Source organism: Paenibacillus sp. ATY16, from assembly GCF_003399985.2.
In the GTDB taxonomy this organism is placed as follows: domain Bacteria; phylum Bacillota; class Bacilli; order Paenibacillales; family Paenibacillaceae; genus Pristimantibacillus; species Pristimantibacillus glycanilyticus.
Window position 1 is genome coordinate 100,975 of the sequence record NZ_NMOK02000033.1, and the last position, 23,826, is coordinate 124,800.

At 49.6% G+C, this 23,826-nt stretch carries 28 protein-coding genes and 1 pseudogene; 24 read left to right on the forward strand and 5 right to left on the reverse strand.

The features are described from left to right. Positions 1–70 precede the first annotated feature (70 nt). The 3 genes from CFI03_RS19010 to CFI03_RS19020 are packed head-to-tail and all read left to right on the forward strand — an operon-like array spanning position 71 to position 2,603. Entirely contained in the window at positions 71–919 is an 849-nt protein-coding gene (locus tag CFI03_RS19010; protein WP_248758600.1) for a sugar phosphate isomerase/epimerase family protein, read from the forward strand. Further along, positions 919–1,941 (forward strand): Gfo/Idh/MocA family protein, encoded by a 1,023-nt coding sequence (locus CFI03_RS19015; protein ID WP_248758601.1) that lies wholly within the window; start codon positions 919–921, stop codon positions 1,939–1,941. Before CFI03_RS19010 ends, CFI03_RS19015 begins: the two co-directional genes overlap by 1 nt. Before the next feature lie 14 nt (positions 1,942–1,955). Next, positions 1,956–2,603, forward strand: coding sequence for a carbohydrate-binding family 9-like protein (locus CFI03_RS19020; RefSeq protein WP_248758605.1), 648 nt, complete (start codon positions 1,956–1,958; stop codon positions 2,601–2,603). Between the two features lie 415 nt (positions 2,604–3,018). Here CFI03_RS19020 and CFI03_RS19025 read toward each other — a convergent pair whose 3' ends face one another. Continuing rightward, entirely contained in the window at positions 3,019–6,798 is a 3,780-nt protein-coding gene (locus CFI03_RS19025) for a stalk domain-containing protein (RefSeq protein ID WP_248758609.1), read from the reverse strand. A gap of 240 nt (positions 6,799–7,038) precedes the next feature. Between CFI03_RS19025 and CFI03_RS19030 the strand changes: the two genes are divergently transcribed. From CFI03_RS19030 to CFI03_RS19050, 5 genes and pseudogenes are all read left to right on the forward strand, one after another. Continuing rightward, positions 7,039–7,977 (forward strand): hypothetical protein, encoded by a 939-nt coding sequence (locus tag CFI03_RS19030; RefSeq protein WP_248758611.1) that lies wholly within the window; start codon positions 7,039–7,041, stop codon positions 7,975–7,977. 264 nt (positions 7,978–8,241) lie between these two features. Continuing rightward, positions 8,242–8,814, forward strand: a pseudogene (locus CFI03_RS19035) (sulfurtransferase TusA family protein). A 31-nt stretch (positions 8,815–8,845) separates the two neighbouring features. Further along, complete coding sequence (locus CFI03_RS19040) at positions 8,846–9,241, forward strand: DsrE/DsrF/DrsH-like family protein (protein ID WP_127492548.1); 396 nt, start codon at positions 8,846–8,848, stop codon at positions 9,239–9,241. Between the two features lie 42 nt (positions 9,242–9,283). Next, positions 9,284–10,429, forward strand: coding sequence for an MBL fold metallo-hydrolase (locus CFI03_RS19045; protein ID WP_248758612.1), 1,146 nt, complete (start codon positions 9,284–9,286; stop codon positions 10,427–10,429). A gap of 40 nt (positions 10,430–10,469) precedes the next feature. Beyond that, positions 10,470–10,697, forward strand: a complete 228-nt coding sequence (locus tag CFI03_RS19050; protein ID WP_248758614.1) for a sulfurtransferase TusA family protein — start codon at positions 10,470–10,472, stop codon at positions 10,695–10,697. A 38-nt stretch (positions 10,698–10,735) separates the two neighbouring features. Here the strand turns inward: CFI03_RS19050 and CFI03_RS19055 are convergent, their stop codons facing one another. Next, positions 10,736–10,909 carry a hypothetical protein gene (locus CFI03_RS19055; RefSeq protein ID WP_248758616.1) on the reverse strand — a complete coding sequence of 58 codons (174 nt, stop codon included), beginning with the start codon at positions 10,907–10,909 and terminating at the stop codon, positions 10,736–10,738. 105 nt (positions 10,910–11,014) lie between these two features. Between CFI03_RS19055 and CFI03_RS19060 the strand changes: the two genes are divergently transcribed. The 5 genes from CFI03_RS19060 to CFI03_RS19080 all read left to right on the forward strand — a co-directional run bounded on the left by CFI03_RS19060 (position 11,015) and on the right by CFI03_RS19080 (position 13,469). Beyond that, positions 11,015–11,803: a sulfite exporter TauE/SafE family protein gene (locus CFI03_RS19060; protein ID WP_248758618.1), complete on the forward strand. Its 789-nt coding sequence runs from the start codon at positions 11,015–11,017 to the stop codon at positions 11,801–11,803. A gap of 120 nt (positions 11,804–11,923) precedes the next feature. Beyond that, positions 11,924–12,397 carry a DsrE/DsrF/DrsH-like family protein gene (locus CFI03_RS19065; protein WP_127492556.1) on the forward strand — a complete coding sequence of 158 codons (474 nt, stop codon included), beginning with the start codon at positions 11,924–11,926 and terminating at the stop codon, positions 12,395–12,397. 71 nt (positions 12,398–12,468) lie between these two features. Next, on the forward strand, positions 12,469–12,738 hold the full coding sequence (locus CFI03_RS19070) for a metal-sensitive transcriptional regulator (RefSeq protein ID WP_127492559.1): 270 nt from the start codon (positions 12,469–12,471) through the stop codon (positions 12,736–12,738). Positions 12,739–12,774: 36 nt separating this feature from the next. Continuing rightward, positions 12,775–13,086, forward strand: coding sequence for a rhodanese-like domain-containing protein (locus tag CFI03_RS19075; protein ID WP_248758619.1), 312 nt, complete (start codon positions 12,775–12,777; stop codon positions 13,084–13,086). Continuing rightward, complete coding sequence (locus CFI03_RS19080; RefSeq protein WP_248758621.1) at positions 13,086–13,469, forward strand: rhodanese-like domain-containing protein; 384 nt, start codon at positions 13,086–13,088, stop codon at positions 13,467–13,469. The genes CFI03_RS19075 and CFI03_RS19080 overlap by 1 nt, the downstream gene beginning before the upstream one ends. Before the next feature lie 94 nt (positions 13,470–13,563). Here CFI03_RS19080 and CFI03_RS19085 read toward each other — a convergent pair whose 3' ends face one another. After that, a complete protein-coding gene (locus CFI03_RS19085; protein WP_248758625.1) occupies positions 13,564–14,013 on the reverse strand; it encodes an SRPBCC family protein in 450 nt (149 codons plus the stop codon). 123 nt (positions 14,014–14,136) lie between these two features. Between CFI03_RS19085 and CFI03_RS19090 the strand changes: the two genes are divergently transcribed. The 8 genes from CFI03_RS19090 (at position 14,137) to CFI03_RS31350 (ending at position 19,974) form a co-directional block, all read left to right on the forward strand. Next, positions 14,137–14,946 carry an AraC family transcriptional regulator gene (locus tag CFI03_RS19090; protein ID WP_248758626.1) on the forward strand — a complete coding sequence of 270 codons (810 nt, stop codon included), beginning with the start codon at positions 14,137–14,139 and terminating at the stop codon, positions 14,944–14,946. A 25-nt stretch (positions 14,947–14,971) separates the two neighbouring features. Further along, positions 14,972–16,396 carry an aldehyde dehydrogenase family protein gene (locus tag CFI03_RS19095; RefSeq protein WP_248758630.1) on the forward strand — a complete coding sequence of 475 codons (1,425 nt, stop codon included), beginning with the start codon at positions 14,972–14,974 and terminating at the stop codon, positions 16,394–16,396. Between the two features lie 281 nt (positions 16,397–16,677). Then, positions 16,678–16,878, forward strand: coding sequence for a zinc ribbon domain-containing protein (locus tag CFI03_RS19100; RefSeq protein ID WP_248758924.1), 201 nt, complete (start codon positions 16,678–16,680; stop codon positions 16,876–16,878). 123 nt (positions 16,879–17,001) lie between these two features. Beyond that, positions 17,002–18,114, forward strand: a complete 1,113-nt coding sequence (locus tag CFI03_RS19105; protein WP_248758634.1) for a WG repeat-containing protein — start codon at positions 17,002–17,004, stop codon at positions 18,112–18,114. Between the two features lie 153 nt (positions 18,115–18,267). Beyond that, complete coding sequence (locus CFI03_RS19110) at positions 18,268–18,744, forward strand: DUF2975 domain-containing protein (RefSeq protein ID WP_201007782.1); 477 nt, start codon at positions 18,268–18,270, stop codon at positions 18,742–18,744. Positions 18,745–18,755: 11 nt separating this feature from the next. Then, positions 18,756–18,989: a helix-turn-helix domain-containing protein gene (locus tag CFI03_RS19115; RefSeq protein WP_201007781.1), complete on the forward strand. Its 234-nt coding sequence runs from the start codon at positions 18,756–18,758 to the stop codon at positions 18,987–18,989. A gap of 143 nt (positions 18,990–19,132) precedes the next feature. Then, positions 19,133–19,519, forward strand: a complete 387-nt coding sequence (locus CFI03_RS19120; RefSeq protein ID WP_248758635.1) for a hypothetical protein — start codon at positions 19,133–19,135, stop codon at positions 19,517–19,519. A gap of 23 nt (positions 19,520–19,542) precedes the next feature. Then, the gene (locus tag CFI03_RS31350) at positions 19,543–19,974 is read left to right on the forward strand and encodes a YdeI/OmpD-associated family protein (protein ID WP_349292487.1); all 432 of its coding nucleotides are present in this window, start codon (positions 19,543–19,545) and stop codon (positions 19,972–19,974) included. 59 nt (positions 19,975–20,033) lie between these two features. On the opposite strand, the gene CFI03_RS19130 is transcribed toward CFI03_RS31350, so the two are convergent. Beyond that, positions 20,034–20,831: a hypothetical protein gene (locus CFI03_RS19130; RefSeq protein ID WP_248758636.1), complete on the reverse strand. Its 798-nt coding sequence runs from the start codon at positions 20,829–20,831 to the stop codon at positions 20,034–20,036. Positions 20,832–21,027: 196 nt separating this feature from the next. Here CFI03_RS19130 and CFI03_RS31140 point away from each other — a divergent pair, with 196 nt between their 5' ends. Further along, on the forward strand, positions 21,028–21,159 hold the full coding sequence (locus CFI03_RS31140) for a hypothetical protein (RefSeq protein WP_283094613.1): 132 nt from the start codon (positions 21,028–21,030) through the stop codon (positions 21,157–21,159). Positions 21,160–21,176: 17 nt separating this feature from the next. Further along, complete coding sequence (locus CFI03_RS19135) at positions 21,177–21,584, forward strand: hypothetical protein (RefSeq protein ID WP_248758643.1); 408 nt, start codon at positions 21,177–21,179, stop codon at positions 21,582–21,584. A gap of 262 nt (positions 21,585–21,846) precedes the next feature. Here CFI03_RS19135 and CFI03_RS19140 read toward each other — a convergent pair whose 3' ends face one another. Continuing rightward, entirely contained in the window at positions 21,847–23,061 is a 1,215-nt protein-coding gene (locus CFI03_RS19140; protein ID WP_248758645.1) for a low temperature requirement protein A, read from the reverse strand. 143 nt (positions 23,062–23,204) lie between these two features. Between CFI03_RS19140 and CFI03_RS19145 the strand changes: the two genes are divergently transcribed. After that, positions 23,205–23,624 carry an organic hydroperoxide resistance protein gene (locus CFI03_RS19145; protein ID WP_248758647.1) on the forward strand — a complete coding sequence of 140 codons (420 nt, stop codon included), beginning with the start codon at positions 23,205–23,207 and terminating at the stop codon, positions 23,622–23,624. Positions 23,625–23,826 lie beyond the last annotated feature (202 nt).

Here is a 23,826-nt window from a genome sequence, read left to right on the forward strand (position 1 = left end):
ATTTGCTAAAGAAGGGCCTGGCGGCGGGCTTTATAATGGCAATATAAAGAGCTAAAGGAGGCTGCCCAACTTGAAAAAAGGGATTAATATTTGGTCATTTCCGGCAGGCATGAGTATAGAGGAAAGTATTGAACTGGCGAAGGATGCGGGTTTTGACGGCATCGAGCTGTCGCTGAACGAGACAGGCCCGCTGAGCCTGGAAAGTACAACGGAAGAAGTACGAGCAATCCGCCAATTTGCGGATAACACCGGTATCGAGCTGTCGAGCCTGGCAAGCGGCTTGTATTGGGACTACCCGCCAACCAGCGAGAATGAGCAAGTGAGCGCGAAAGCGTTTGACGTTGCAAGAAAGCAGCTTGAGCACGCGGCTGCGCTGGGCGTGGATTCGGTGCTGATCGTGCCTGGAGCGGTCGGCGTTGATTTTATTCCGAATGCGCCGGTGGTTCCTTATGACCGGGCGTATGACAATGCGCTGGCTTTCTTCACGAAGCTGGCGAAGGAAGCGGAAGCGGTGAAGGTAGCCGTTGGCATCGAAAACGTCTGGAACAAGTTCCTGCTGTCTCCGCTTGAGATGCGTGGATTTATCGACGCGGTAGGCTCCGAGTACGTTGGTTCTTACTTCGACGTAGGCAATGTTGTTTATTCCGGCTATCCGGAGCATTGGATCTCGATCCTGAACAAACGGATCAAGAAGGTGCATTTCAAGGATTACCGCAGACAAGCGGGCGGACTTCACGGCTTTGTGGATCTGCTTGCTGGTGATGTGGACTATCCGGTCGTGATTCAAGCGCTGGAAGCGATAGGCTATAACGATTACGTAACGGCGGAGATGATCCCGCCATACACCCATCATACGAAACAAATCGTGTATAACACTTCGGCTGCAATGGATGCCATCTTGGGGAGGACGGAACGCTAATGCTTAAAATTGGACTGATTGGACTCGGTTTTATGGGCAAGACACACCTGGAGAACTACCTGCGCCTTGAAAGAGAAGGAGCGCCGATTCGCGTCGTAGCGCTTTGCGACGTGGACGAAGTGAAGCTGAACGGCGGCGGCAGCGGCGGCAATATCGATACTTCCTCGGAGAACGCGATCGATTACGGCCGTTTCAACAAATATACGTCGGTACAAGCGATGCTGGAGAGCGAGCAGCTTGATGCGGTGGATATAACGCTGCCTACCTTCCTGCACCGCGATGTCACTACCCAATGCTTAAGCAGCGGCGTTCATGTTCTCTGCGAGAAGCCGATGGCTATGAATGCGGAAGAGTGTGACGTCATGATTGCGGCTGCGGAAGAAAGCGGCAAGCAGCTGATGATCGGACAATGCCTGCGCTTCTGGCCGGCTTATGTCTACCTGCAGGAGCTCGTCAGCAGCAACAGGTTCGGCGATGTAACTAGCGCGTACTTCTACCGCGGCGGCGGCACGCCATCCTGGGGACCTTGGGTACTGGTGAACGAAAAGGGCGGCGGCGCTTTGCTCGATATGCACGTGCATGACACGGATGTCGTGAATTGGCTGTTCGGGAAACCGGAAGCGGTATCGTGCTACGGCAGAAACGTGATCGCGGGAAGCGGCTACGATATCGTCTCCACGCATTACCGTTATGCGGATAACAAGATTGTATCCGCCCAAGTGGACTGGACGTTAAATGGCGACTTCGGCTTTGAGATGGGCTACAAGGTTAACTTTGAGCACGGCAACGTGCAGTTCGACGGCGCTTCCGTCAAAGTAAATCCGAATGACGGAGCAGGCTTCACGGCCGAGCTGCCGGCTGATCAGGGCTATTACTATCAGCAAAAATATTTCATCGAAGCGCTTATTCAAGGCTTGCCGCTGGATACGGCTACTCCGGAGAGCACAAAGGGCAGCATCGAGATCGTAACGGCGGAGCGGGAATCGGCGGATCAACGCGGCGCTTGGATTGCCGTACCGTAAAGGATCGCCAAGCCATGAGCAAACAGCATGAGTTTTCATTTGCAGCGGGCGCTGCCGGCTATACGGATAAAGAATGGCAGGCGCTGCCGCCCGCCGAGGTTGCTTATCAGCAGTGGCTTCATATAGAGCAGCCACCTGAGACGGAGGTTCGCGGCGTATACGATGAAGAGGCGCTGTACCTGCAGTTCCGGGTTTACGAGGAATCGCCTGTCATGCGTCACAGGCAGCATGGCGACCCGGTCTATCAGGACAGCTGCGTGGAGTTTTTCGTTCAACCGCTGCCCGCCAGGGATTCGCGTTATCTCAACTTCGAGCTGAACGCCGCCGGTGTGCTGCTCTTGGAGATAGGGGAGAGCGGCGGCTCGAAACGCAAGCGGATTCTGCCGGAAGCCGCCAGCCAGTTCGGCATACGCACGGTCCTTGGCTTATGGAATCCCGAATGCCGGAGAATGTACTGGGAGCTTAACCTGCGTATCCCGTTTGCTTTCCTTAAATATTGGTTTCCGGATTTCCGGGCGGAGCCCGGTGCCGTGATGAAGGGCAATTTCTATAAATGCGGCGATCTGACGCCGGCCCCTCATTACTTGAGCTGGTCGCCGGTTCAGTCGGATACCCCTAATTTTCATCGCAGCGACAGCTTTGGAACGCTGGTATTTAAATAAGAACGTTTAAAAACAGCGGTGCCTTGCACCGCTGTTTTTTTGTGTATTCTCGGAAGATTTCCGTTCATGTCTGGTTAAATATACACGACCTGCCGAATTAGGTTCATTAAAGTTTCGTAAAGTTATTCACATAGTTACCCACATATCAACGGGCTGATTACACGGGAAAATTAGACTTTCAACAGCTTTCATCCACATATCCACAGGTCGTTTTATCCACACGTGATTAATTATTAAGCCCCTTAATTTATCACTTCCGCCTCAAAAAGAAAGCGTGTACAATAGGGGGCATCAACCCAAACGAACGTGTTGAACCATGGGGAGGACCGGCAGTGAGAGAGCAAGGCGCTATTCTCGATTAATGCTTGCAAAATAGAAAAAAGCAGCCGAGTCGGCTGCTTTTTTTGCATGTGATTTACGAAGTAGGATAAACGTTGAAACTCCACAACAGGGGATCGCCAATGCTCGAGTTATCGTTTAATTGAACAAGCTGAACGGACATCTGATAATTTCCTTCAACGGTCAACGTACTGATTAGCGAAATATCGATTCCGCGGCCTGCCAGATCCCAACCGCCTGCCGTACCCGTGCCCGTATCGGATAATCGCAGCAAAGCTGATCCCTCGTTGTTTGTTTCGATTAGAACCGGATCTCCATGCTGAGGCTCTCCCTCCGCAACATGCGGGCCAACGTAGATACGCATCACCTGGCCTGCAACCGGTTCGTTATCCGGTCCCGTAAAGGAAAACCGATAGCCGACTTCAGCTTCATCCGCAAGACCGTATGCGTTGGATTGGAACCTCCACAGTCCTTCTACATTCTGATAGAATTCCACTTGCTCATAGTTGAAAGCATACGCGGCATCCGGAATAACGGTAAGCGTACGGGTAAAGCTGCCGAGAACAACCGGATCTCCATCGGTTACCTTCAGTAATTCGGTCTTCTCGGTATATTGTCCGGCGTCCTTTAATGACGAGCTGTAGCTGATCAAGCTGTCTTCCCGATCTAGCAGCTCGGCAAGCGTATAGTTCTCATCATAGGATTTGCGTAAAATAAAGCTTCCTTCAAAGTTCGATTCAACGACCGAATCGTTAAATTGCACCGGTAGTCCGGTTACCGGCTCACCATCCTTTTGCATCGTCACCTTGACCTGAACCTTGGTATCCGGATCAATATTTTCGGTTCCGAAATACAGCGATTGGACATAATTATCGCTGCCCGCTCGAAGCTCCGTAGACGCGTCATCGCTGTAATGAATCTCAACCTTTGGCGTTGAGGGTGGTTCCGGCGTTGCAGGCGGCGTAACGACCGGCGATGCAGGAGGGACTACGGGCTTTGTTTCATTGGTTACGAGCTGCCCGGATTGCTGCATATTCATGAGCAGCTCCGCTTGCTGTTGGGCTCTCTGAAATTCCGTCTGCTGCAAGCCCGAAAGCGTATTTAGCAAAGCGGCTTCCGCTAATTTCTTTGCCTCTTCCATCGCTTGTTTGTTCGCTTCATCCAGTTTTTTGCTGGTTTCTTCATACTGGTTTTTCCTGTCCTCCAGCTGAGATTGAAGCTGCTCCTGGCGCTTTTGCTGCTCCTCAAGCTTTGCTTTCTGTTCTTCCTGAATTTTCTGAAGCGCCTTTTGGCGTTCTGCTTCCAAAGAAGGGTCGAGACCCGCTGTTGGATCCATTGGTTTCACGGTGCCAAGATCCAGCTTGTTGCCGCTGCCGCCAGACTTTTTGTTGGCCTCTTCAATTAGTTTGGTTAACTCGTCGTTGGATAGCTTGCTTTGATTCTGCGCATCCTTGGCGATATTGCCGAGCAGCTGGTCCAAGTTGTTCTTGATCTTATCCAGCGACTCTTGGTCCGTCAAGCTTGGAGTGCTTGGGTTAGTTGAACTGGCGGCAAGCTGCTTTTTCAACTCTTCCAAGTATTGAGCATTCTCTTCGTCAATTGCGGCCTTCTCCTTAATGATGGCTGCAATAACGTCAGGAGAGGCATTTTGTATCAGATCGTTTATATTCAATTGGCTAACATTCTGATTCATAGACCTTGCAGGAGGAAGCGCGCCAAGCGTAATTTGCTGAGCAGGCAGGATTAACGTTGGTATCGACTGCGGCATCGTAAATTGCGTTGCCGAAAAGTTTCCAGCCGATTCTATTTTGCCGCTCGCAAGAACTACCTCAACAATGCCTGTTAAGGGATTAACGGAAGTATAAAACTGAGTGCCTCTTACCGCGTTTGTTACAAGACCGGTCTGGACCTCGAAACGGTCAGAAGAATGAGTCAGGGTTGCTGCATGCGAGAAAATATGTCCGGCAAGCACGTTTAGACGCGTAGTCCTATTACCGTTCGTGCCCCGCAGCTCGGTTGCAGCCAGAACGGTACCCGATCCAACGTTAATTACATCCCCTTTATCCGGCGTGCGCAGCTCGGCTGTCGCTTTTGCCCCCGTTGAGAGTACGGCGCCTTCCCCAAGCTTCATGCCTACGTAAGCATCAACGGTAAGCAGGCCGCCAAAGCTCACCTTCGACACGCCCCGGAGGGCGGTTATTTCGAAGAAGCGCGGAGTGTACTTCGTACCGGCTGTTGAAGCCGCGCCGGACTCTGTTGCATGCTTCAGATCCCGGATGATGACGAGCTTGTCGCTGCCTGCCCACTGCACATCCTTGCCCATGATTTCCGCCATTAGACGAAGCGGCGCAATGACTCTGTTCTTCACGATATACGGAGCAACATCCGCGGTCAAAACGCGCTTATCGCTTCCGGCCGTTTCAATCACAACGTTCCGGTCTCCGGGAGTAAGCCACACGGTCCGGCTATCCTTTTTCAGTTGAATTCTGCCGTTATCGCTTGGAGCAAGGGTGAAACCAAGAAGCTCGCCAACCGCCCGCAGCGGCAGCATAACTCTTCCTTGCTTGACTTGAGGAGCAACGTCCGAAGCAAGCAGTTTATTGCCGTAAGCGACCGCAATGGACCCTTTCTTCCACGAAGCGGGAGGGGAATAGCTGGTCCACTCCCGGACTGCCGAATTGTTGGTGTCCGCAATCAACAGCTTACCGCTTGCCGTAATGGCCGCATCCGAAGGCGTGTTGAAAAGAGCCTCGCTCTCAATACCTTCGGAGAAGCCGGCTTGTCCGCTTAATGAACCGGCAATCGTTGTCACTTGGCCATCCTTCAGTTGGCGGACCGCGTGATTAAGCGCATCCGCAATGATAAGGCCGGAGTCTTTGGACCATGCAAGACCCCGTGGGGAATGGAAACGCGCTGCTGAAGCCGACCCATCCGCAAAGCCGTAGCCGGCGTAAAGCGCTCCAGGCTGGAAAGCGGAATCCGAAGGCCCCGGACCCGCTGCCGTTGTTACGGTTCCTTTTGAGAAATCAATATAACGAATCGCTTGATTGCCGGAGTCGCTGACATACAAATTGCCTTTCCCATCAAGCGCCAGTCCTGCCGGCTCATTGAACTGGGCTTCAGCCAGTGAGCCATTCTTGTAGCTTCCGGCAAACGAGGCAACGCCGGAACGAAGCTCTACAGCGCGCGAAGAGGCAGCGCCGATTGTGGTCACATCGCCTTGCGGACTGATCCGTCGGATGACATGATTCAGCGTATCCGCTACATACAGCGTACCGTCCGCGGCAACAACGACATCCTGCGGATGATTAAAGAAGGCGGCGCCGCCTTTGCCATCCTTCAAGCCTTGAACGCCATTGCCCGCAATCGTGGTTACGTTGCCGGCTGCATCGATTTTTCGAATGGCATGATTGCCCGCGTCGGCTACGAATACATCCCCGGCCGCATTAACGGCAAGTCCCGCAGGCTGGTTAAAGAACGCCAGCTTGGCTTGTCCGTCCAGTAAACCGCCAGCGGGAAGGCCGGTGTCCGCACGCTTGTCGGACAAAGAAGCGCCGGCATAAATCTCGCTATGGCCGCCGGCAATGCGGCGAATGACATGATTAGCGGTATCCGCTGCCAATATAGATCCATCCTTCAACTGCGCAATGCTGCTTGGCTGGCGGTATGCATCATCCAGTTCCGCGAGTGCGATCCGGTCAGGTCCGCCGGCCAGCGATGTCGTATCGCCCAGCGGCAGTCCGTTTCCGTTCGTTCTTTCTGCTGCAGAAGCTTCCTTGGCAAAGCCTATGCCCGTAAACATATTTCCAATTAGTAGAATAATAACGGCAATAATGACAAGTTGCCTTTTATACACGAATATCCCCCCTGAGTCAATATGAAAATCCATATTAATTCTACCATAAACTACTATATTTAATAGGTTTTAATGCTTAGGTGGTTAATGAATTTTTTGAGTACGGCTAAATTATTTTACGTTGACTATGTTTCGTTATCCGATGCGGCCGCCCTTAGCAATAAGGTACGGCCGTTTTCTATATTTTCCAAGGTGTGGTAAGGTAATCATAAGAACGGGGTCACTATGAACAGGAGGGAAATGATGAGAAAGAAGGGCATGTGGATAGGTGGGGCTATAGGCTTGCTGCTGCTTGCCGGATGCACGAATTCGGAGTCAAACGAACCCACGCCAACACCAACACCAGTGGTTAGTGAACTTGCTGAAACGCCGGTGCCAAGCATAGAAACGCCAGTAGAAACGGATGACGGATCGGTTAACGGACAATTGGAGCTGAGCCGTCTGGAGAACGTATTTGCGTTCGCGGACGAAACGGGGCAGCAGTTGATTACGATTCCAAGCGAAAACGGGGACGAAGTCGAGGATCCCGAGCAGTTTGTCACGGCTGTCGGAAACGGCGGGGATCGCGTTGAGATCGAGTATGTCCGCCGACAAGAGGCCAATGATCAGGATACCAATAGACAGTCGATCGACAACTTCAACAATATGGCGGGGGATATCTATAAGATAAAAGGCGAAGGGATACTTATGCCGAATAAATCGTATCTGCTCGCCAAGGAAGGCGTCGTCAGCCAAGATTCCCTCGTTGACATAACCAGCGCCGAAGACGGGCAATACGAACAAGCGGATGCCGACACGATAGCCCGCGTGGAAGGATTAATGGGCAGAAAAGTGACGTCGAGCAGCATACTCTCCGAATCGGATCAAGAGAAGGTAGCCTTGTTTGTATTCGAGCGTGACGGAGACGACATGCTGGCAAGCATCGCTTACATCAATGACGACAAGGTGCTGTTCAAGGATTTCCCCGCAACCTATAACGAATCCGGTACTTGGCGGGTAGACGGCGGCGACGACCCTGGAAGATTCGAAGTGCTGTTCCTGGCCCACTCGGATGAAGGGGTGCTGCTGGGGATCGCTTGGGCGGGTGCCGAAGGCGAGAACTTGTTTGTCTTGCAGGAAGCAGACGGTGCACTGGAGGATACGGATCTTAAGGGCGGAAGGTATTGGTCGCCTTCATAACCATTTTGTTGTAGAGCAGCCGAAAGGCTGCTTTTTTCAATACATAACCTTTTCTCATATAGTACCTAGGCGATACATGATCTATCCGCTAATTAGTCTGGGAAAATAAGTATACTTCCGAGCGGTTGACAAGAAATCATCCCGAACGTAATATACCTATAGGGGTATACGTATTAAACTCAAATTTACATCCCGGCGGGCAAAGCAAATCAATATTTGTTTTTCATAGTGGCAAAAAACCTACATTTTGAGGAGGCTACAACATTGCTTGATATTAAAGTAAATCAGGTGCTGGATTGCAAAGGCTTGGCATGTCCGATGCCGATTGTCAAAACAAAGAAAGCGATGGATCAGCTTGAATCCGGTCAAGTGATAGAGGTTCAGGCAACGGACAAAGGTTCGCTTGCTGATATTCAAGGCTGGGCGAGAAACACGGGCCATCAATATTTGGGAACTGTCGAAGAGGGAGATTTGCTTAAGCATTATCTCCGTAAATCAAGTCCTAATGAAGTGAAGGAAGAGAAAAAGCATCCTCTTACGGCGTCCAACGACGAACTTTTGAAGAGGCTGCAAGCGGCAGAGAACATAACGATTCTCGATGTGCGGTAGTCCGCCGAATATTTGTTTAATCGCATACCCGGTGCCGTATCTATTCCGCTTGGCGAGCTGGAATATAGACTAGGTGAACTGAAGCCGGAGGATGAGCTGTATGTCGTTTGCAGAACTGGCGCCAGAAGCGATTTGGCCTGTCAGCTGCTCGCAAGCAAAGGCTTCAAGCAAGTAAAGAATGTGATACCGGGCATGTCGGAATGGACGGGACCAACGGAAAAGCTGTAAACAAACAACCAATAAACGGAGGTTATCTAATATGAGCACTAAAGTAGCGATTATCGCAAGCAACGGCGGAATGTTTGACGCGTACAAGGTTTTTAACATTGCAACGGCATCTGCGGCAACGGACGCAGAAGTGGCTATTTTCTTCACCTTCGAAGGCTTGAACCTGATTCACAAGGAGATGCATCGCCAGCTGCCGCTTCCGGCAGGAGCGGAGCATTTTGCGGAAGGCTTCAAGCAAGCCAATGTTCCGGCTATTCCGGAGCTGCTTGCAATGGCGATGGAAATGGGCGTAAAAATCATTGCCTGCCAAATGACGATGGATGTCATGAATTTGAAAAAAGAAGATTTTGTAGACGGAATCGAAGTCGGAGGAGCCGTTACCTTCCTCGACTTTGCCAAGGACGCTAACGTTTCTTTGACTTTCTAAACCATAATCCTAATTTTATATTCTCCTAAGGAGGCTTCAATAATGACGGATACAACAATTGAAAAAATGACAGCGAAAGAGCTTACCCGCATGGTTCTCGATAAGCAGGATTTGTTTATTCTCGATGTGCGCAACGAAACGGATTTTCAGGATTGGAAAATCGAAGGCGACAGCATTGAAATCATCAATATTCCTTATTTCGAATTGCTGGAAGGCGTTGACGACATTCTTCCCCGCATTCCGGTAGGCAAAAAGATTCTTGTTGTCTGCGCGAAGGAAGGCTCTTCGAAATTCGTGGCTGAACAGCTGGCGGAAGCTGGCCGCGGCGACGTATTTTATCTCGAAGGCGGCATGAAATCGTGGAGCGAATACCTGGAGCCAGTAAAGATCGGCGATCTGAAGGACGGCGGCGAGCTGTACCAGTTCGTACGGATTGGCAAGGGCTGCTTGTCTTACATGGCTGTATCGAATGGGGAAGCCGCGGTGGTCGATGCGCTGCGAATGACGGACGTTTTCGAGCAATTCGCTAAGGAGAAGGGCGCTGTAATCAAGCATACGCTGGATACGCATCTGCATGCCGATCATATATCCGGAGGCCGGAAGCTGGCCGAGACAACGGGCGCTACGTATTGGCTGCCGCCAAAGGATGCGGAAGAGGTAACTTTCGGTTACGAGAAGCTGGAAGAGGGCCGCGATATTACGGTCGGAAACACAACAATCCGGATTCAGCCGGTCTATTCCCCTGGCCATACGATTGGCAGTACGTCCTTTATCATTGACGATCAATATCTGTTAACCGGAGACATCTTGTTCATCAAATCGATCGGCAGACCCGATTTGGCTGGCCAAGCTGAGGATTGGGTGAGCGATTTGCGGGAGACGCTGTACAAGCGTTATAAATCCTTGTCGGAGGATCTGATGGTTCTGCCTGCCCATTTCGGCAAAGTCACGGAGCTTGGAGAAGGCGGAAGAGTCATGGCGAAGCTGTCCGATTTGTACCTTAGCAACCCCGGTCTCAATATTGCGGAAGAAACGGAATTCCGCCGTACGGTAACGGAGAATCTGCCTCCGCAGCCTAATGCTTATCAGCAAATCCGTCAAACGAATATGGGGAAAATAAATCCAAGCGAGGACGAGCAGCGCGATATGGAAATTGGCCCTAACCGCTGCGCCGTTCATGATAAATAATAAGGAACAACAAAATCATTCATTCCGGGAGGAAATAAACATGAAAACAGATCTTACGGTAGATACAAAGGGAATGGCATGTCCGATGCCGATCGTAAAAGCGAAGAAAGCATTGGATAGCCTGCAGGTAGGCCAGGTTATGGAGGTTTTGTCTACGGATAAGGGCTCGGTAAACGATTTTCAAGCGTGGGTAAAGCAAACGAAGCATGAGCTGCTCAGCCACGAAGAAGACAACGGCATTTATAAATTTTACGTTCGAAAAATTTAAATGATAGGAAATAAGCGAATACGCCTTTGCGCATCCGCTTATTTCAAGCCGTCATAGACGATGGTAACGCCAAGCGTGCAGTAGGTTTCTTCTTTGTAGTGTCCCTGCGGGCAAGATTTAGTTGTGCAGGCCGTATTCGACACAGCTTGAAGCTTATCGTCGCAAACCGGGCATTTATCTTCAAACCAGCTTTTTATTTTATTGAGCATCATTATACCTCATTTCATATAAAATTACTTGGTATTAGTATAGCTTCTTTTATATGCTGCGTATACAGGTTTTTGTGCAAAAAACGTTGTCTTGGAAGGAGGGGAACAATGGATACTCTGCTCTACATCATCATGGCAGCCCTTGGGGTTGTTGGCTCCTTCTTTTCAGGTTTGCTTGGTATCGGCGGCGCGATCATTAATTTTCCGCTGTTATTATATGTGCCGCCTCTGTTTGGCGCCGCATCCTTTTCGGCCCATGAGGTTTCTTCGATAAGTATGTTTCAGGTGTTTTTCGCCTCGCTTGCCGGCGTACTCGCCTTTCGCAAGAAGGGCGGCGGAGCGCAAGCGGTTCTCCATAAAGGGCTTGTTGCTTATATGGGGAGCAGCATTCTCGCAGGAAGCTTGATCGGCGGCTTCTTATCGGGAATGCTCGACGGAAACATGATTAATTTGATTTACGGGATCCTTGCCGTGCTTGCCGTTATCCTTATGCTTATTCCCCGCAGAGGGACGGAAGAAAAGGCAGGGGATCTGTCCTTTAATAAGTTTATCGCGGTAGGAGCTTCATTCCTTGTAGGGATTGTGTCCGGTATTGTGGGAGCGGGCGGGGCATTTATTCTGATTCCGATCATGCTAACGGTGCTGAAGATACCGACGCGAACCACTATAGCGTCCTCACTTGCCATTGTATTCATTTCGGCGATTGGGGGAGTAGCCGGCAAACTAACCGGCGGAGGGATCCCGCTTTGGCCTACGGTGTTTACCGTAATCGGCAGTCTGATCGGGGCGCCGCTTGGTTCCAAGGTGAGCTCAAAAATCAATGTGAAATTGTTGAGATACGGTTTGGTCGTGCTTATTGCGTTTACGGCTGTGAAGACGTGGTTGACTATCCTGTAATTGGAGCGAATGCAGCTATTGCAGAAGAGGTTTTTCGGCATTTATAATACCTATAGGGGTATTGGTATGAGGAGAGAATAATAAGAGAATAATAAACCGAAAGGGTGTCTGTATCAGGACATGGCAGAAAAAACGACGATTGTTTTGTTTAGCGGCGATTTGGATAAGGCGATTGCGGCTTTTATTATAGCGAACGGGGCAGCGGCCTATGATCATGAAGTTACGATCTTTTTCACGTTCTGGGGTCTAAACACGCTTCGGAAAGACGAGGTCGTCAAGACGCGCAAAGGTCCTCTGGAAAAAGCCTTTGGCTGGATGATGCCGCGAGGCGCCCGGAAGCTGGGGTTGTCCAAAATGAATTTTGGCGGCCTTGGACCGCAAATGATCAAGCATGTGATGAAGAAGCATAATGCCTTATCTCTGCCGCAACTAATTGAGCTGGCTCAAGAGCAAGGCGTTAAGCTTGTCGCCTGCACGATGACGATGGACCTGCTCGGTCTGCAAAAGGAAGAGCTTATTGACGGACTGGAATACGCAGGCGTAGCGGCTTATCTCGGAGATGCGGTTGATGCGAAAGTAAATCTTTTCATTTAAAGGTGTTAGTATAGAAGAAATTTGCTCTATACTATACCTATACCGGTATGATATAGAGAGGAAGATTGAAAATGGATTACAACTATACAGATGCGATGAAAACTAGATTAAGAAGAATTGAAGGGCAAATCAGAGGCGTGCTTCGTCTGATGGAGGAAGGAAAATCCTGCAAGGACGTGGTATCGCAGCTGTCTGCGATACGAAACGCATCGGATAAGGCGATTGCGCAGATTGTCGCGGAGAACCTGCAGCAGTGCATTCTCGCTGAGCAAGCCGCAGGCAATAAGGATACGAGTAAAATTGTACAGGAAGCGGTAGAGCTGCTGGTAAAGAGCCGCTGATGCTTTCCGATCGAATATGAGAAAAGGAGAATCGTTATGGCATTTCAAGTAACTAAAACGATTTCGCCGGCAGAAGTGGCCGAGAAGCTTAAGCAAGGTGAGACATTGTGTATGGTGGATGTCCGCGAGCCTAACGAGTGGGCGGCAGGCCATGTTGAAGGAGCAAAGCATATTCCTCTTGGCCAGCTTGGCGAACGGCTGCATGAGCTCGACTCTTCCGCGGAGATCATTATGATCTGCCGCAGCGGCAACCGAAGCGGACTGGCTTGCGAATTATTAAGCGAAAAGGGCTTTAATGTTGTGAATATGACGGGCGGATTAAACGCCTGGACAAGCGGGCTGGTTTAATGAGTACGGGGACCCTTATCAATATTGTCATTATCGTGCTGATCGCATGGTTTGCCTATACCCGCATGAAACCGGCCAAAGGCTTGAGAAACCTGAATGCGGAAGTGTTTAAGGAAGAAAGCGTTAAATACGGAGCGATGATTATTGATGTCCGGGAGCCCGGAGAATTCAAGGGCGGATTTATTCCCGGCGCACGGAACATTCCCTTGTCCCAGCTCTCCCGCCGACTTGGCGATATTCCACGGGATAAAACGCTGCTGCTCTACTGCCGTAGCGGGATGAGAAGCAAAAACGCGGCCGCAGTACTGCGCAAAAACGGATACAGCGATCTTGCCCACCTGCAAGGCGGCATTAGCGCATGGAAGGGCAAACTGTCAAAATAATAGCGAAATGGCTGTCGGGTTTCCCCGACAGCCTATTTTTGTCCTATGCTTGTTCTCGCCGGCTTTAGAGAATACAGCCGTTTACGCTTGCTTATTACCAGCCGAAGTCGAGCGTTTTACCCGTTTCCGTGTACGTCTTAATGTTGCTGAGCATCATCCACCAGTGCTCTTTCGAATTCGCAAAGGAAGGGTGATCCGGCGTCCACTGATCATTAACGAGCGTCAGCTTGGTGCAAGAGCCTACCGTCTCCAGAGTGAAGGTCACGCGGGATTCAAGTTCGTCATGGTTGTCCCTGTAAGAAGGGCCCGGATGCTCCAGATAGCTGAGCGATTTGCCCGGGTCCGCCTCCAGTATTGTGCCGTATACATGAACCGTATTCTCGCCGTCCGCTCCGGGGCCAACGTATTCGAAGGAGGAGCCAGGCTCCAGGGTAGAGTTCAGGACAGTTCCGAAAAAGGTGCTCCGGGTTCCTTCGGGACTGACAAGCGTCTGCCACACTTGCTCAGGCGAGGCGTCAATATAGAATACATAGTTGAGTTCCATCTTTAAGTGATCCTCCTAAAAAAGAATTCCCACAATAGGTTCTTCTATGCTTGTGGTAAACTCATTATAGATGAGGCCTTTTTCTAAGTATTGTAAAAACGCGACAGGAACAGGAGTGAAGGGATGAGCCAACCGCAAACCCGGCCCAGCATGGGCGTTCTCGGATTAAATGGAGCAGGGGACCAATTCCGGCTGGAACGTTATCCGGCTTCGGAGGTATTGTCGCCTTTTATCAAGCATTACTGGATGGTTCAGTGGAATCTGGAACAGAATGATTCCTATTGGCAGCATGTTGTACCGAATCCGTGTGCCAATCTGGTGGTGGAGCAGGGCAAAACTTTTTTCTACGGGCCAGGCAAAGAGAAGTTCTCTTATCTGCTGAGCGGAAGCGGAATTGTTTTTGGCGTGAAGTTCCGGCCGGGCGGACTTTATCCGTTTGTGAATAGAGAGCTGTCCGAGTTGACGGGAAGACCCATAGAGGTGGAGACCGTGCTCGGGATACAAGGATCGGAGCTTGAAGAGCTTGTACTCGCCGAGCAGAATCATGACCAGCGGATGATTCAAGTGGTCGAGCGGCTTCTGACAAAGAGGCTTCCGCCTTATGATGAGCAAATTACGCTAGTCAATCAGATTATCGATTATGCGGCCGGCAACCAGGGTATAACCAAGGTAGAGCAGGTCTGCGAGTTTTTTGACATAAACATCCGGAAGCTTCAGCGATTGTTCGCCAAGTACGTCGGAGTAAATCCGAAGTCGGTGATCCGGTTGTTCCGGCTGCAAAATGCCGCTGAAGCGATGGACCTTGGGCAAGCCCAGGATTTGGCCGGGTTATCGGTAGAATTGGGTTATCACGATCAGGCGCATTTCAGCAAAGACTTCAAAGCCGTGATAGGCCGATCACCCGAGCAATATTTATCGAATGTTATTCTGTAAGGTTTAGAGCAAAGGAGTGCTGGCAATGAGGAGACAAAAGCTGCTTATCGGCGGACGAGAGATCGAGACGGCAACCTATACGACGCTTTATGCGCCTTATTCTAAGGAGGCGATCGCCGAGATTGCGGACGCCGGATTGGCGGAGGCGAATCTGGCTATTGAAGCTGCGGTAGAGGCCAAGGCAGTTATGCGTAAAATGCCGTCCCACAAGCGTGCCGCTATTCTGGAAAAGCTTGCGCGGCTGCTGGCCGAGCGCCGGGAAGAGGCGGCGCGGCTTGTCGCGCTGGAGGCGGCCAAGCCGCTTAAGGCTGCATATGCGGAGGTTGACCGCACGATTCAGACTTATCAAATCGCTGCCGAAGAAGCGAAGCGCATACATGGAGAGACGATTCCTATGGATGCGGTGCCGGGCGGCGAAGGCCGCTTTGGGTATACCGTTCGCGAGCCTATAGGGGTCGTTGGCGCCATAACGCCATTCAACTTTCCTCTCAATCTGGTTGCCCACAAGCTTGGGCCGGCGATTGCGTCAGGAAATACGATCGTGCTGAAGCCCGCGCCGCAAACGCCGCTGTCCGCGTATTTTATCGCGGAGCTGCTTGAGCAGGCGGGTCTGCCGGAAGGAGCGCTTAACGTGATTACCGGCGATGGCCGTCTGCTAGGCGAAGCTATCGTGAAGGATCCCAGGGTGAACATGGTTACCTTTACGGGAAGCGCGGCGGTTGGTGCAAGCATTCGCGCAATGGCTGGCATCAAGCGCGTAACGCTTGAGCTTGGTTCGAACTCCGCGGTTATTATCGATAAGGGCGTTCCTATCGAGGCCGCAGCCGCGCGCGCCGCAGTTGGCGCATTCTCCTACCAGGGACAGGTATGTATTTCGCTTCAGCGAGTCTACGTGCTAGCAGAAGTATTCGAAGAATTCGTGGAACGTTTTACGGCAGAGGTTCGGAAGCTTCAAGTCGGCGATCCGCTCGATCCGGCAACCGACGTATCGGCATTGATCTCGCAGCGGGATGTCACGCGGGCGCTCGAGTGGATGGAGGAGGCGCGTGAGCTTGGCGCAACCGTCGCTTGCGGCGGTAAGGCGGAAGGCGGCATCGTGCTGCCGACCGTATTGTTGAACGTCCCTCCCCATGCGCAGGTATCCTGCAAGGAAGTGTTCGCACCGGTAGTCATAGTGAATAAAGTGAATACCCTGGTGGAAGCGGTCGAGAAGGTGAACGATTCCGAATTCGGGCTGCAGGCCGGCCTCTATACGAATGATCTGAAGACGGCGCTAGATCTGTCCGAGCAGCTGCAGGTAGGCGGAGTGATGATTAACGATATCCCAACGTTCCGTGTTGACCAAATGCCGTATGGCGGCATTAAGCAAAGCGGCCTTGGCCGCGAAGGCATTAAGTATGCCATTGAAGATATGACCGAGCTGAAGCTGATCGTCTTCAATCGCAGTTAACGGTTGGTTGGTGTTGGCAGGCGCTGTCCTCTCGATGGAGGGCGGCGTCTTTTTTTGTCTGTCCGGCTCTTGCTATTGCTACTGCTACTGCTCTAACGAACCTGTGTATGCTTATTTAGCGGAAAAGACCTATTTGAAAATCTAATGAAACGTCGTATCGTTATTTGGTTGTTTCGAGGCGAAAAGATGGGGAAATACGGGGAATAGCGATATGTTTCGTTACAAATCCAAAGGTGACTATTTTGAAGCAAATAGCGATATGTAGTTTCGTTAGGATCTAGATTGAAAAAGGTTGCGTCAAATGCGGAAGCAAAAATGCAAGAACGAAGGAAGTAGCCATGACCGGGACCGGCTTATCAAAAATGTTCGATATCCAGCATAACCAGTTTCTCGTTGTGTACTGCGCAAATTGCGGATACTCCGAATTTTACAATAAGGAATCCTCAGCCGGCTCCAACATTTTGGATTTGTTTTTTGGGTAGAGGATTAGCGGAAAAATAATCGACGGGCTGTCCTTAATTGGACAGTCTGTTTTTCAATTGCAGGAAAATAATACCTGTCCCCGAATTAGTGTTGGAGTAACTAATGGACAGGAGCGTGTATACGTGAGGAAAAGTTTTTCTTTATTAGTAGTAGGTGTAAGCCTAATCTGCTGTACTTCCTTTTTGACGGCAGCTGCTTTTCCTTTTAAGAACGAGCCATTGTTTTTAATCGAGCAAAACGGAAAATTCGGGTATATGGACATAAACGGTAAGGTTAAAATTAAGCCGCGGTTCGATGATGCGCATAACTTTTCTGAAGGCCGCGCGCTAGTAAGGAAAGGAGAGGGAGGACAAACAAAATTCGGCTATATTAATACTCAAGGCCAAGTCGTGGTGCCGATAAAATACGATTATGCAATGGACTATCTTGAGGGGAAGGCAGCTGTTGTTACATACAAAGGGAACGACGTCATTGATACTTCATACATTGATAAATCCGGTAAACAGTTATTTTCCATTGGCGATTTTTTATCGTATGGCTTTACAGAGGGAAGAGCGGCTGTTATCACCAACTATATTGGTTTCGGCAAAGAAAAACCGCGTTTGGGCTTTATTGACACTGAGGGGAAATTTACAGTTCAACCTCAGTACGAATATAACTTCTCGGATGGCATGTCGTACTTTCAAGAAGGCTTGGCGGCCGTTAATAAAGACGAAACCTATGGTTTTATTGACAAGAACGGAAATGTAAAAATAAATTATCGTTTTAACACGGCATTTCAGTTTCAAGAGGGCCTCGCAGCGGTTGAAGATGAGAATGGTAAATGGGGATTTATTGATACGACTGGCAAGTATGTCATTCAGCCGCAGTTCGCAGAAGCAAATTCGTTCCATGACGGTCTTGCCCCCGTGATGCAAGAGGTGAACGGGGAGTCGCTATGGGGTTTTGTCAATAAAGAGGGGAGGCTAGTTATTCCCGCTGAATACACCGATGCGGAACCTTTTGCCGAGGGTCTGGCAGCTATTGAGGTAGAAGCAGGCTACAGCGGCAAGTGGGGATTTATCGACAGTCAGGGGAAGCTTGTCGTTAAACCGCAATTTGATTATGCGGAGCCATTTCATAATGGATTAGCTAGTGTCCAAATTAACGATGGCTCCGATAATTATGCAAATGCCAGTTACCGTAATGGCTATATTAACAAACAAGGCAAATATGTCTGGAAGCCAAGCAAGTGATATATGGGCGGCCATCAATCCGATGGCTGCTTTTTTGTGAGGAAACTCACTAAGCAAGCATGATGACTTTCTTCAAAACGAGTAAAATATATTGTAAAACGATAAATGATGTGTTACATTCAGAACGACAATAATGAAGTGAGGTGCATGTTTGTGGAACGGGGAACAACGCTCTTTTTGAAGGTGACCGTGTTTCTGATGGGGCTTCCGGTTCTTGCATTGTGTATTTTAGGGTTGCCTGCAATAATGAAAGAGGCTAGGGAAGCTTGGCCGGACAGTTGGGTATATCCAATTATCATCGCGATGTATCTTTCGGCGATACCTTTTTATATGGCTTTGTATCAGGCATTTAAGCTGCTCGGCTATATCGATAAGAACCAGGCATTCTCCGAATTATCCGTGAAGGCGTTGAAAAATATTAAGTACTGCGCGATTGCGATTAGCATTTTGTATGCGGCAGCTGAACCTTTCGTTTATCTCATTGCAGATATGGACGACGCTCCCGGTCTGATCGTTATCGGTTTGGTTATTATCTTCGCGTCTCTCGTAATTGCAGTCTTTGCGGCTGTTCTTCAGAAGCTTCTCAAAAATGCCATCGATATAAAATCAGAAAATGATTTAACGATCTGAGGTGGAATAACATGGCGATCATAATTAACGTTGACGTAATGCTGGCCAAAAGGAAGATGAGCGTGACAGAGCTCTCGGAGCGGGTTGGAATAACGATGGCGAACCTGTCGATTCTGAAGAACGGCAAGGCTAAAGCCATTCGGATTTCAACCTTAAATGCCATTTGCAAGGCGCTGGATTGCCAGCCGGGTGATGTTCTGGAATATAGAATGAGTGAAGACGACACGGAAGATAAAGAGGAATAGGATACAGTAAGAAGTTGAGCTGCCGGGATTGAGGCGGCTTTTTTGTTGTTCTCCCGAAAAGTAATGCAACCAGCAGGAGGATTAAACGTTATAGGAATGGAAGAAATAGATAAGTAAATTTCCGTTTTAAGGAGGAGAATCTATTGATTCATGACAATGTCATTTTATCGTATACGGTAGATCTGCAGAATGAACAAATAGTGATTCATACAAGAGACCAGTCATCCTTAAAGGAAGTTGATATTGTATTAAAAGAAGTAAGTTGCCATCATTTTGAGCATCAGTTGAAAGGCAGTATTGTTCTTGCCATGACCGTATCTAACATTTCCAGTTTTATAGCAGGGAACATTGAAATCCTGCAGAATGGCAAGGATCACGGTTGGCCAACTGCTTATGAAACATTAGACGAGCTGGAGCAAAAGCTGACTGAGAGCGGATATAAATATTTTAATCTTTACTCCTCTTACGGGATGAATGGTTGGATTGTGGCTAAGGATTTGGACGTCGTTAAGAAGGGCGAGGAGGAATAGAAAGCATAAAGTTTCGCGCTACGATCGAGTTAAGCAAAAAGACAGCCACGGGCATTGAAGTTCCCGCAGAAGTTATAGAGAGTCTTGGTTCAAGCAAGCGTCCGGCTGTTTGCGTTACGCTCGGCGAGTATACCTACCGTACAACGGTGGGATCCATGGGCGGAAAATATATGATACCGGTCAGCGCAGAAGTGAGAGCAGCAGCTGGAAGTGCGGCAGGCGAAGAGGTTGAAGTGAACATAGAGTTGGATAACGCGCCCAGAAAGCTTGTTGTTCCGGAGGATTTCTCCGGGGCACTCGAACAGCAGCTAGAAGCGAGGCGGTTTTTTGAGGGATTGTCTTACAGCAATAGGCGGCGTTTCATTCTTAACATTGAGGAAGCAAAGACCGCTGAAACGAGGCAGCGACGCATGGACAAAGCCATTAGCTTGTTGAGCGAAGGGCGAATTCAATAAAAAGTTAATAACGTGAAAGCCCCGTTATCATCTACGATGATAGCGGGGCTTTTTGCTCATTAAGCGTTGGTATCCGAAGTTGTCGCGCTGTCCGTACTTGCTTGATCCTTCGGTTTTGCTGCACCTCCGCGGTGACCGCCATCGCCTTTAGGCTGGAACTCGCCGTTTACGATGCTTTGAGCCTGCGCGGGAGTATTTTCTTTCTTTGTTGCGGCTTCATCTGCCGTCAGCTTACCGTCGGTGACGGCTTGATCGATTTGAGCATTAATCGCGGTTTCGAGCGCGTTAACTACGGAATCCGTGCTAACTCCTTTCGCTTCAGCGATATCGGCGATTGTTTTGCCTGCCTGCAGCTCTGTTTTCAGTTCATCCTCCGTCATATTTAATGCCGTAGCAACGGTATCCAGGTTCTGTCCCAAACCGCGTCCTCCTCTGCGGCCTTCGCGTCCTTGAGCAAGTTGATCGGAGTTAATCAGGTTGTCCAGGTTTGCGGTGAACTGGGATTTTTCGTCCGACTGGCGTTGTTCAAAGGCGGTTGTCAGCGCTGCTTTCAAATCATCATTGGAAACGCCCTGCTCTTTGGCGATATCCGCAAGCGTGCTGCCTGCAGCAAGCTTCTCATTAAGCGTGTCACGATCAAGCTTAAGCAGAGTAAGTACGGTGTCGGAGACGAAGTTACCTCCGAAACCGCCGCGGCCATGTTTGCCCTCCATTTGCTTAGTGGTATCCATTTGAACTTGCGCGGTATTTGAAGGACTTGTGGTCGACGTTGTGCCCGATGATGCTGCAAATGCGCTTAGCGGAACCATGACCGCCAATGTAGCTGTAATCCCGATTGTCTTTAAGTATTTGTACATTTCCATTGCCTCCTTAGGGCTTGTAGGTTGTCTTACAGGACCCATTATGGACACGGTACCTTAAATGGAACTGAAATGAATTTAAAAAATATTTCAACAGGTAAAATGATGAATTCCTTGCTCCATTGTTCGGGTAATAGAAAATAGATATACTGATTGGATTAAACTCTTAATTAAACCTGCATTAGGAGGCGCTATGAAAAAAACTAAAATCAAGATTCTAGCCGGATTGGCGGGAATCAGTCTGTTGCTTAACCCTACAGCTAGATTGGCTGGAATCAGAAGACGCAAACCGCAACGGTGGAGAAGGACGGAACAGTATTCGTAGCAAAGGTAGGCCCGTTTGTGAAGCTGTTTAATAATCGGGTTTACGTTCAGTTCAGGGAGTTTAACGAGACTTTCTTTGAGCAGGATACCATCCTATGGGAGAACAATTATTTGCAGGCCTCTTCGGCGCATTTCCTTGTTCAGACCGCCCCTTTGAAAAATGTCGAGGCTTTGAAAATAGCGGCCGGTGCAGTCGCAGGGAAGAAGGAAAGAAAGCAGTTTCTGAAGGAGACGGACTGGTTTTTCGTGAACGAGTATGTAACCTGGAACGGGATAAATCAATATACAGCCCGCTATAATTCGGAATGGAATGATACTCGCGACTACTACGCTTCAACAGTAGAAGTGGTGATGACAAAGTCGGGCGACCGCTGGACCGCTGGCTCTTTCCGGTATTATAAAGAGCAAATATCGCCTCCCCATTAAGAAAGGGCCGCCCCATGAGTCATCGAAATGACGATAGGGCGGCCTTTTTTTGTGTTTGCCGACGGCTGTTTCGCTAACGAAACGCAGTATTCTTATTTCGCGATAATTCGCTGATTCTAAAGGCTAACGAAACCTGGTAACGTTATTTAGCGATATCAAGGCTAAAACTAGCTTCAAAGCAGCAAATAGCGATATAAGGATTCGTTACATTTTTAATCGCATCGAATTCGGGCAATTAAAGTGATTTAGTTTCGTTAGGGTTTTAACGCGTCCCGTTCTTATGCTGTACAGGAAGCGGCGCCTGGCAAAGCCGGTTGGTAAAGATGGAGCCCCATACAGCGACGCCAACAAGCGTAAGCGTTGCAAGGACAGATAAGAACAACGGTGGAATGAAGCTGTAGAGCAGGAACAAAGCAACGAGTACGATGATTCCAACCGTATACGATGCCGATACAACACCGGCTGCGATCCGCATGAACAGCATATTGCCAAGCAAATAGAGAGCGGGACCCGCCATAATAACAAGCGCTGTCTTAAGCTCGATATGTCCCGTCGGATGCGCGAGCACCAATTCGTCGGCAACGGCCGACAGGATGATGCCCGCAACCAGAAGCAGATGGGTATACGTATAAGCCGAACGGGCAACTCTGCCCGGGTCCTCGGAATGCGAAATAAAATGATGGCCGGTCTTAGACGTCATGTTGAAATAGATCCACCACATCGTAACCGTGCTGACAAAAGCGGCGGCAAAAGACCCCAGCGTGAGCATATCCCATTCGAGCTCGGCGAAGGTTGCCCCCGTAACCAGAATGGATTCGCCAAGCGCGATAATAATAAACAATCCGCATCGCTCGGCCATATGGGAGCCTTCCACATCCCAGACGGTAGTAGGCGTTTTGCCAAGCTTCGGCGTCCAGAAGCCCATCGAAGGAGAAAGATATTCAATGAATAACGCGATGCACCACAAAACCAGACGGTTCTCTTCATGCGCAATTCCTCCGGCAACCCAGAAAATTCCCGAAAAAGCCAGCCAGCTGAATATCCGGATAAAATTAATCCGAAGCTCGGTTGAGCCATGCCGGAGAACCCAGACGGTATAAGCGGTTCTTCCCACCTGGAACAAGGTATAGGCACATGCAAAATAAATTCCCGTTTCCTCAAAAGCTTCCGGCAGCGATGACGACATAATAAGTCCCACCAGCATAAGCGCAATAAGCATAAACCGGACGCGTTTCGTTTCCGGATTAAGCCAGTTCAAGACCCAAGCGGTAAAAATCCAGACCCACCAGATCGCCATTGTCAGAATACCGAGATGAATGGCTCCTTCCAGAGTGAAATTTTTCAGAAAGGAATGGGATAACTGGGTAACGGCGAAGACAAAAATCAAGTCAAAAAACAATTCGATAAAAGATACTTTCCCGGAATCAATACTGCCCCTGCTTCGGAACAGCATCGAATCTGCTGCCAACCTCTTCATTCGTTCTCTCCTTTGTCCTGTAGTTCCATAGTTTTCGTAGATTGTATCACGGTAGGCTTGAAAAGTCTTGATACAACGATGAAGAAATTGGGTAAATTTGTTCTGAATAGGCAATACTACCGCATGGATAGGAGGGAATACGAATGATATCAAAAGAGCTGTACAAAACTAGCGTAAAAGCGGTTGGAGGCCGTAACGGCCGGCTTGAATCGGATGATGGTCTGCTGGCCGTCAACGTGCTTCATCCGAAGGAGCTCGGAGGACCGGGAGGCGCAACCAATCCGGAGCAGCTGTTTGCGGGCGGTTATGCCGCATGCTTCGAGAGTGCGCTGAATCTGGTGTGCCGGGAAAGAAAAATCAAGCCGGACAGCACATCCGTAACGGCGCATGTGACGTTGGGCAAGGATGCGCAGGACAATTTCGAGCTTGCGGTTGCGCTCGATATTACCTTGGCTGGCGTGGAACGCGTCCAGGCTCAGGAGCTTGCCGAAGCGGCGCATCAAGTGTGTCCGTATTCGAGAGCAACCCGCGGCAATATTAATGTTCAACTCAACGTGATTTGACCTTGCTTTGATGACGAAGGGCCCATCCGATCATAATATCGGACGGGCCTTTTCGAAAAGGAATTTTCGTAAACGGCATGAATGATTAACCATCATAGATGTTTATGGAAGCAGGGACATAGGTTGTCCCTGTTTTTTTCGTGAATATGCTTCTGGAAATCGTCATGGCTGAACTCAACGTCTTGTACTATTCCGTGCTGGT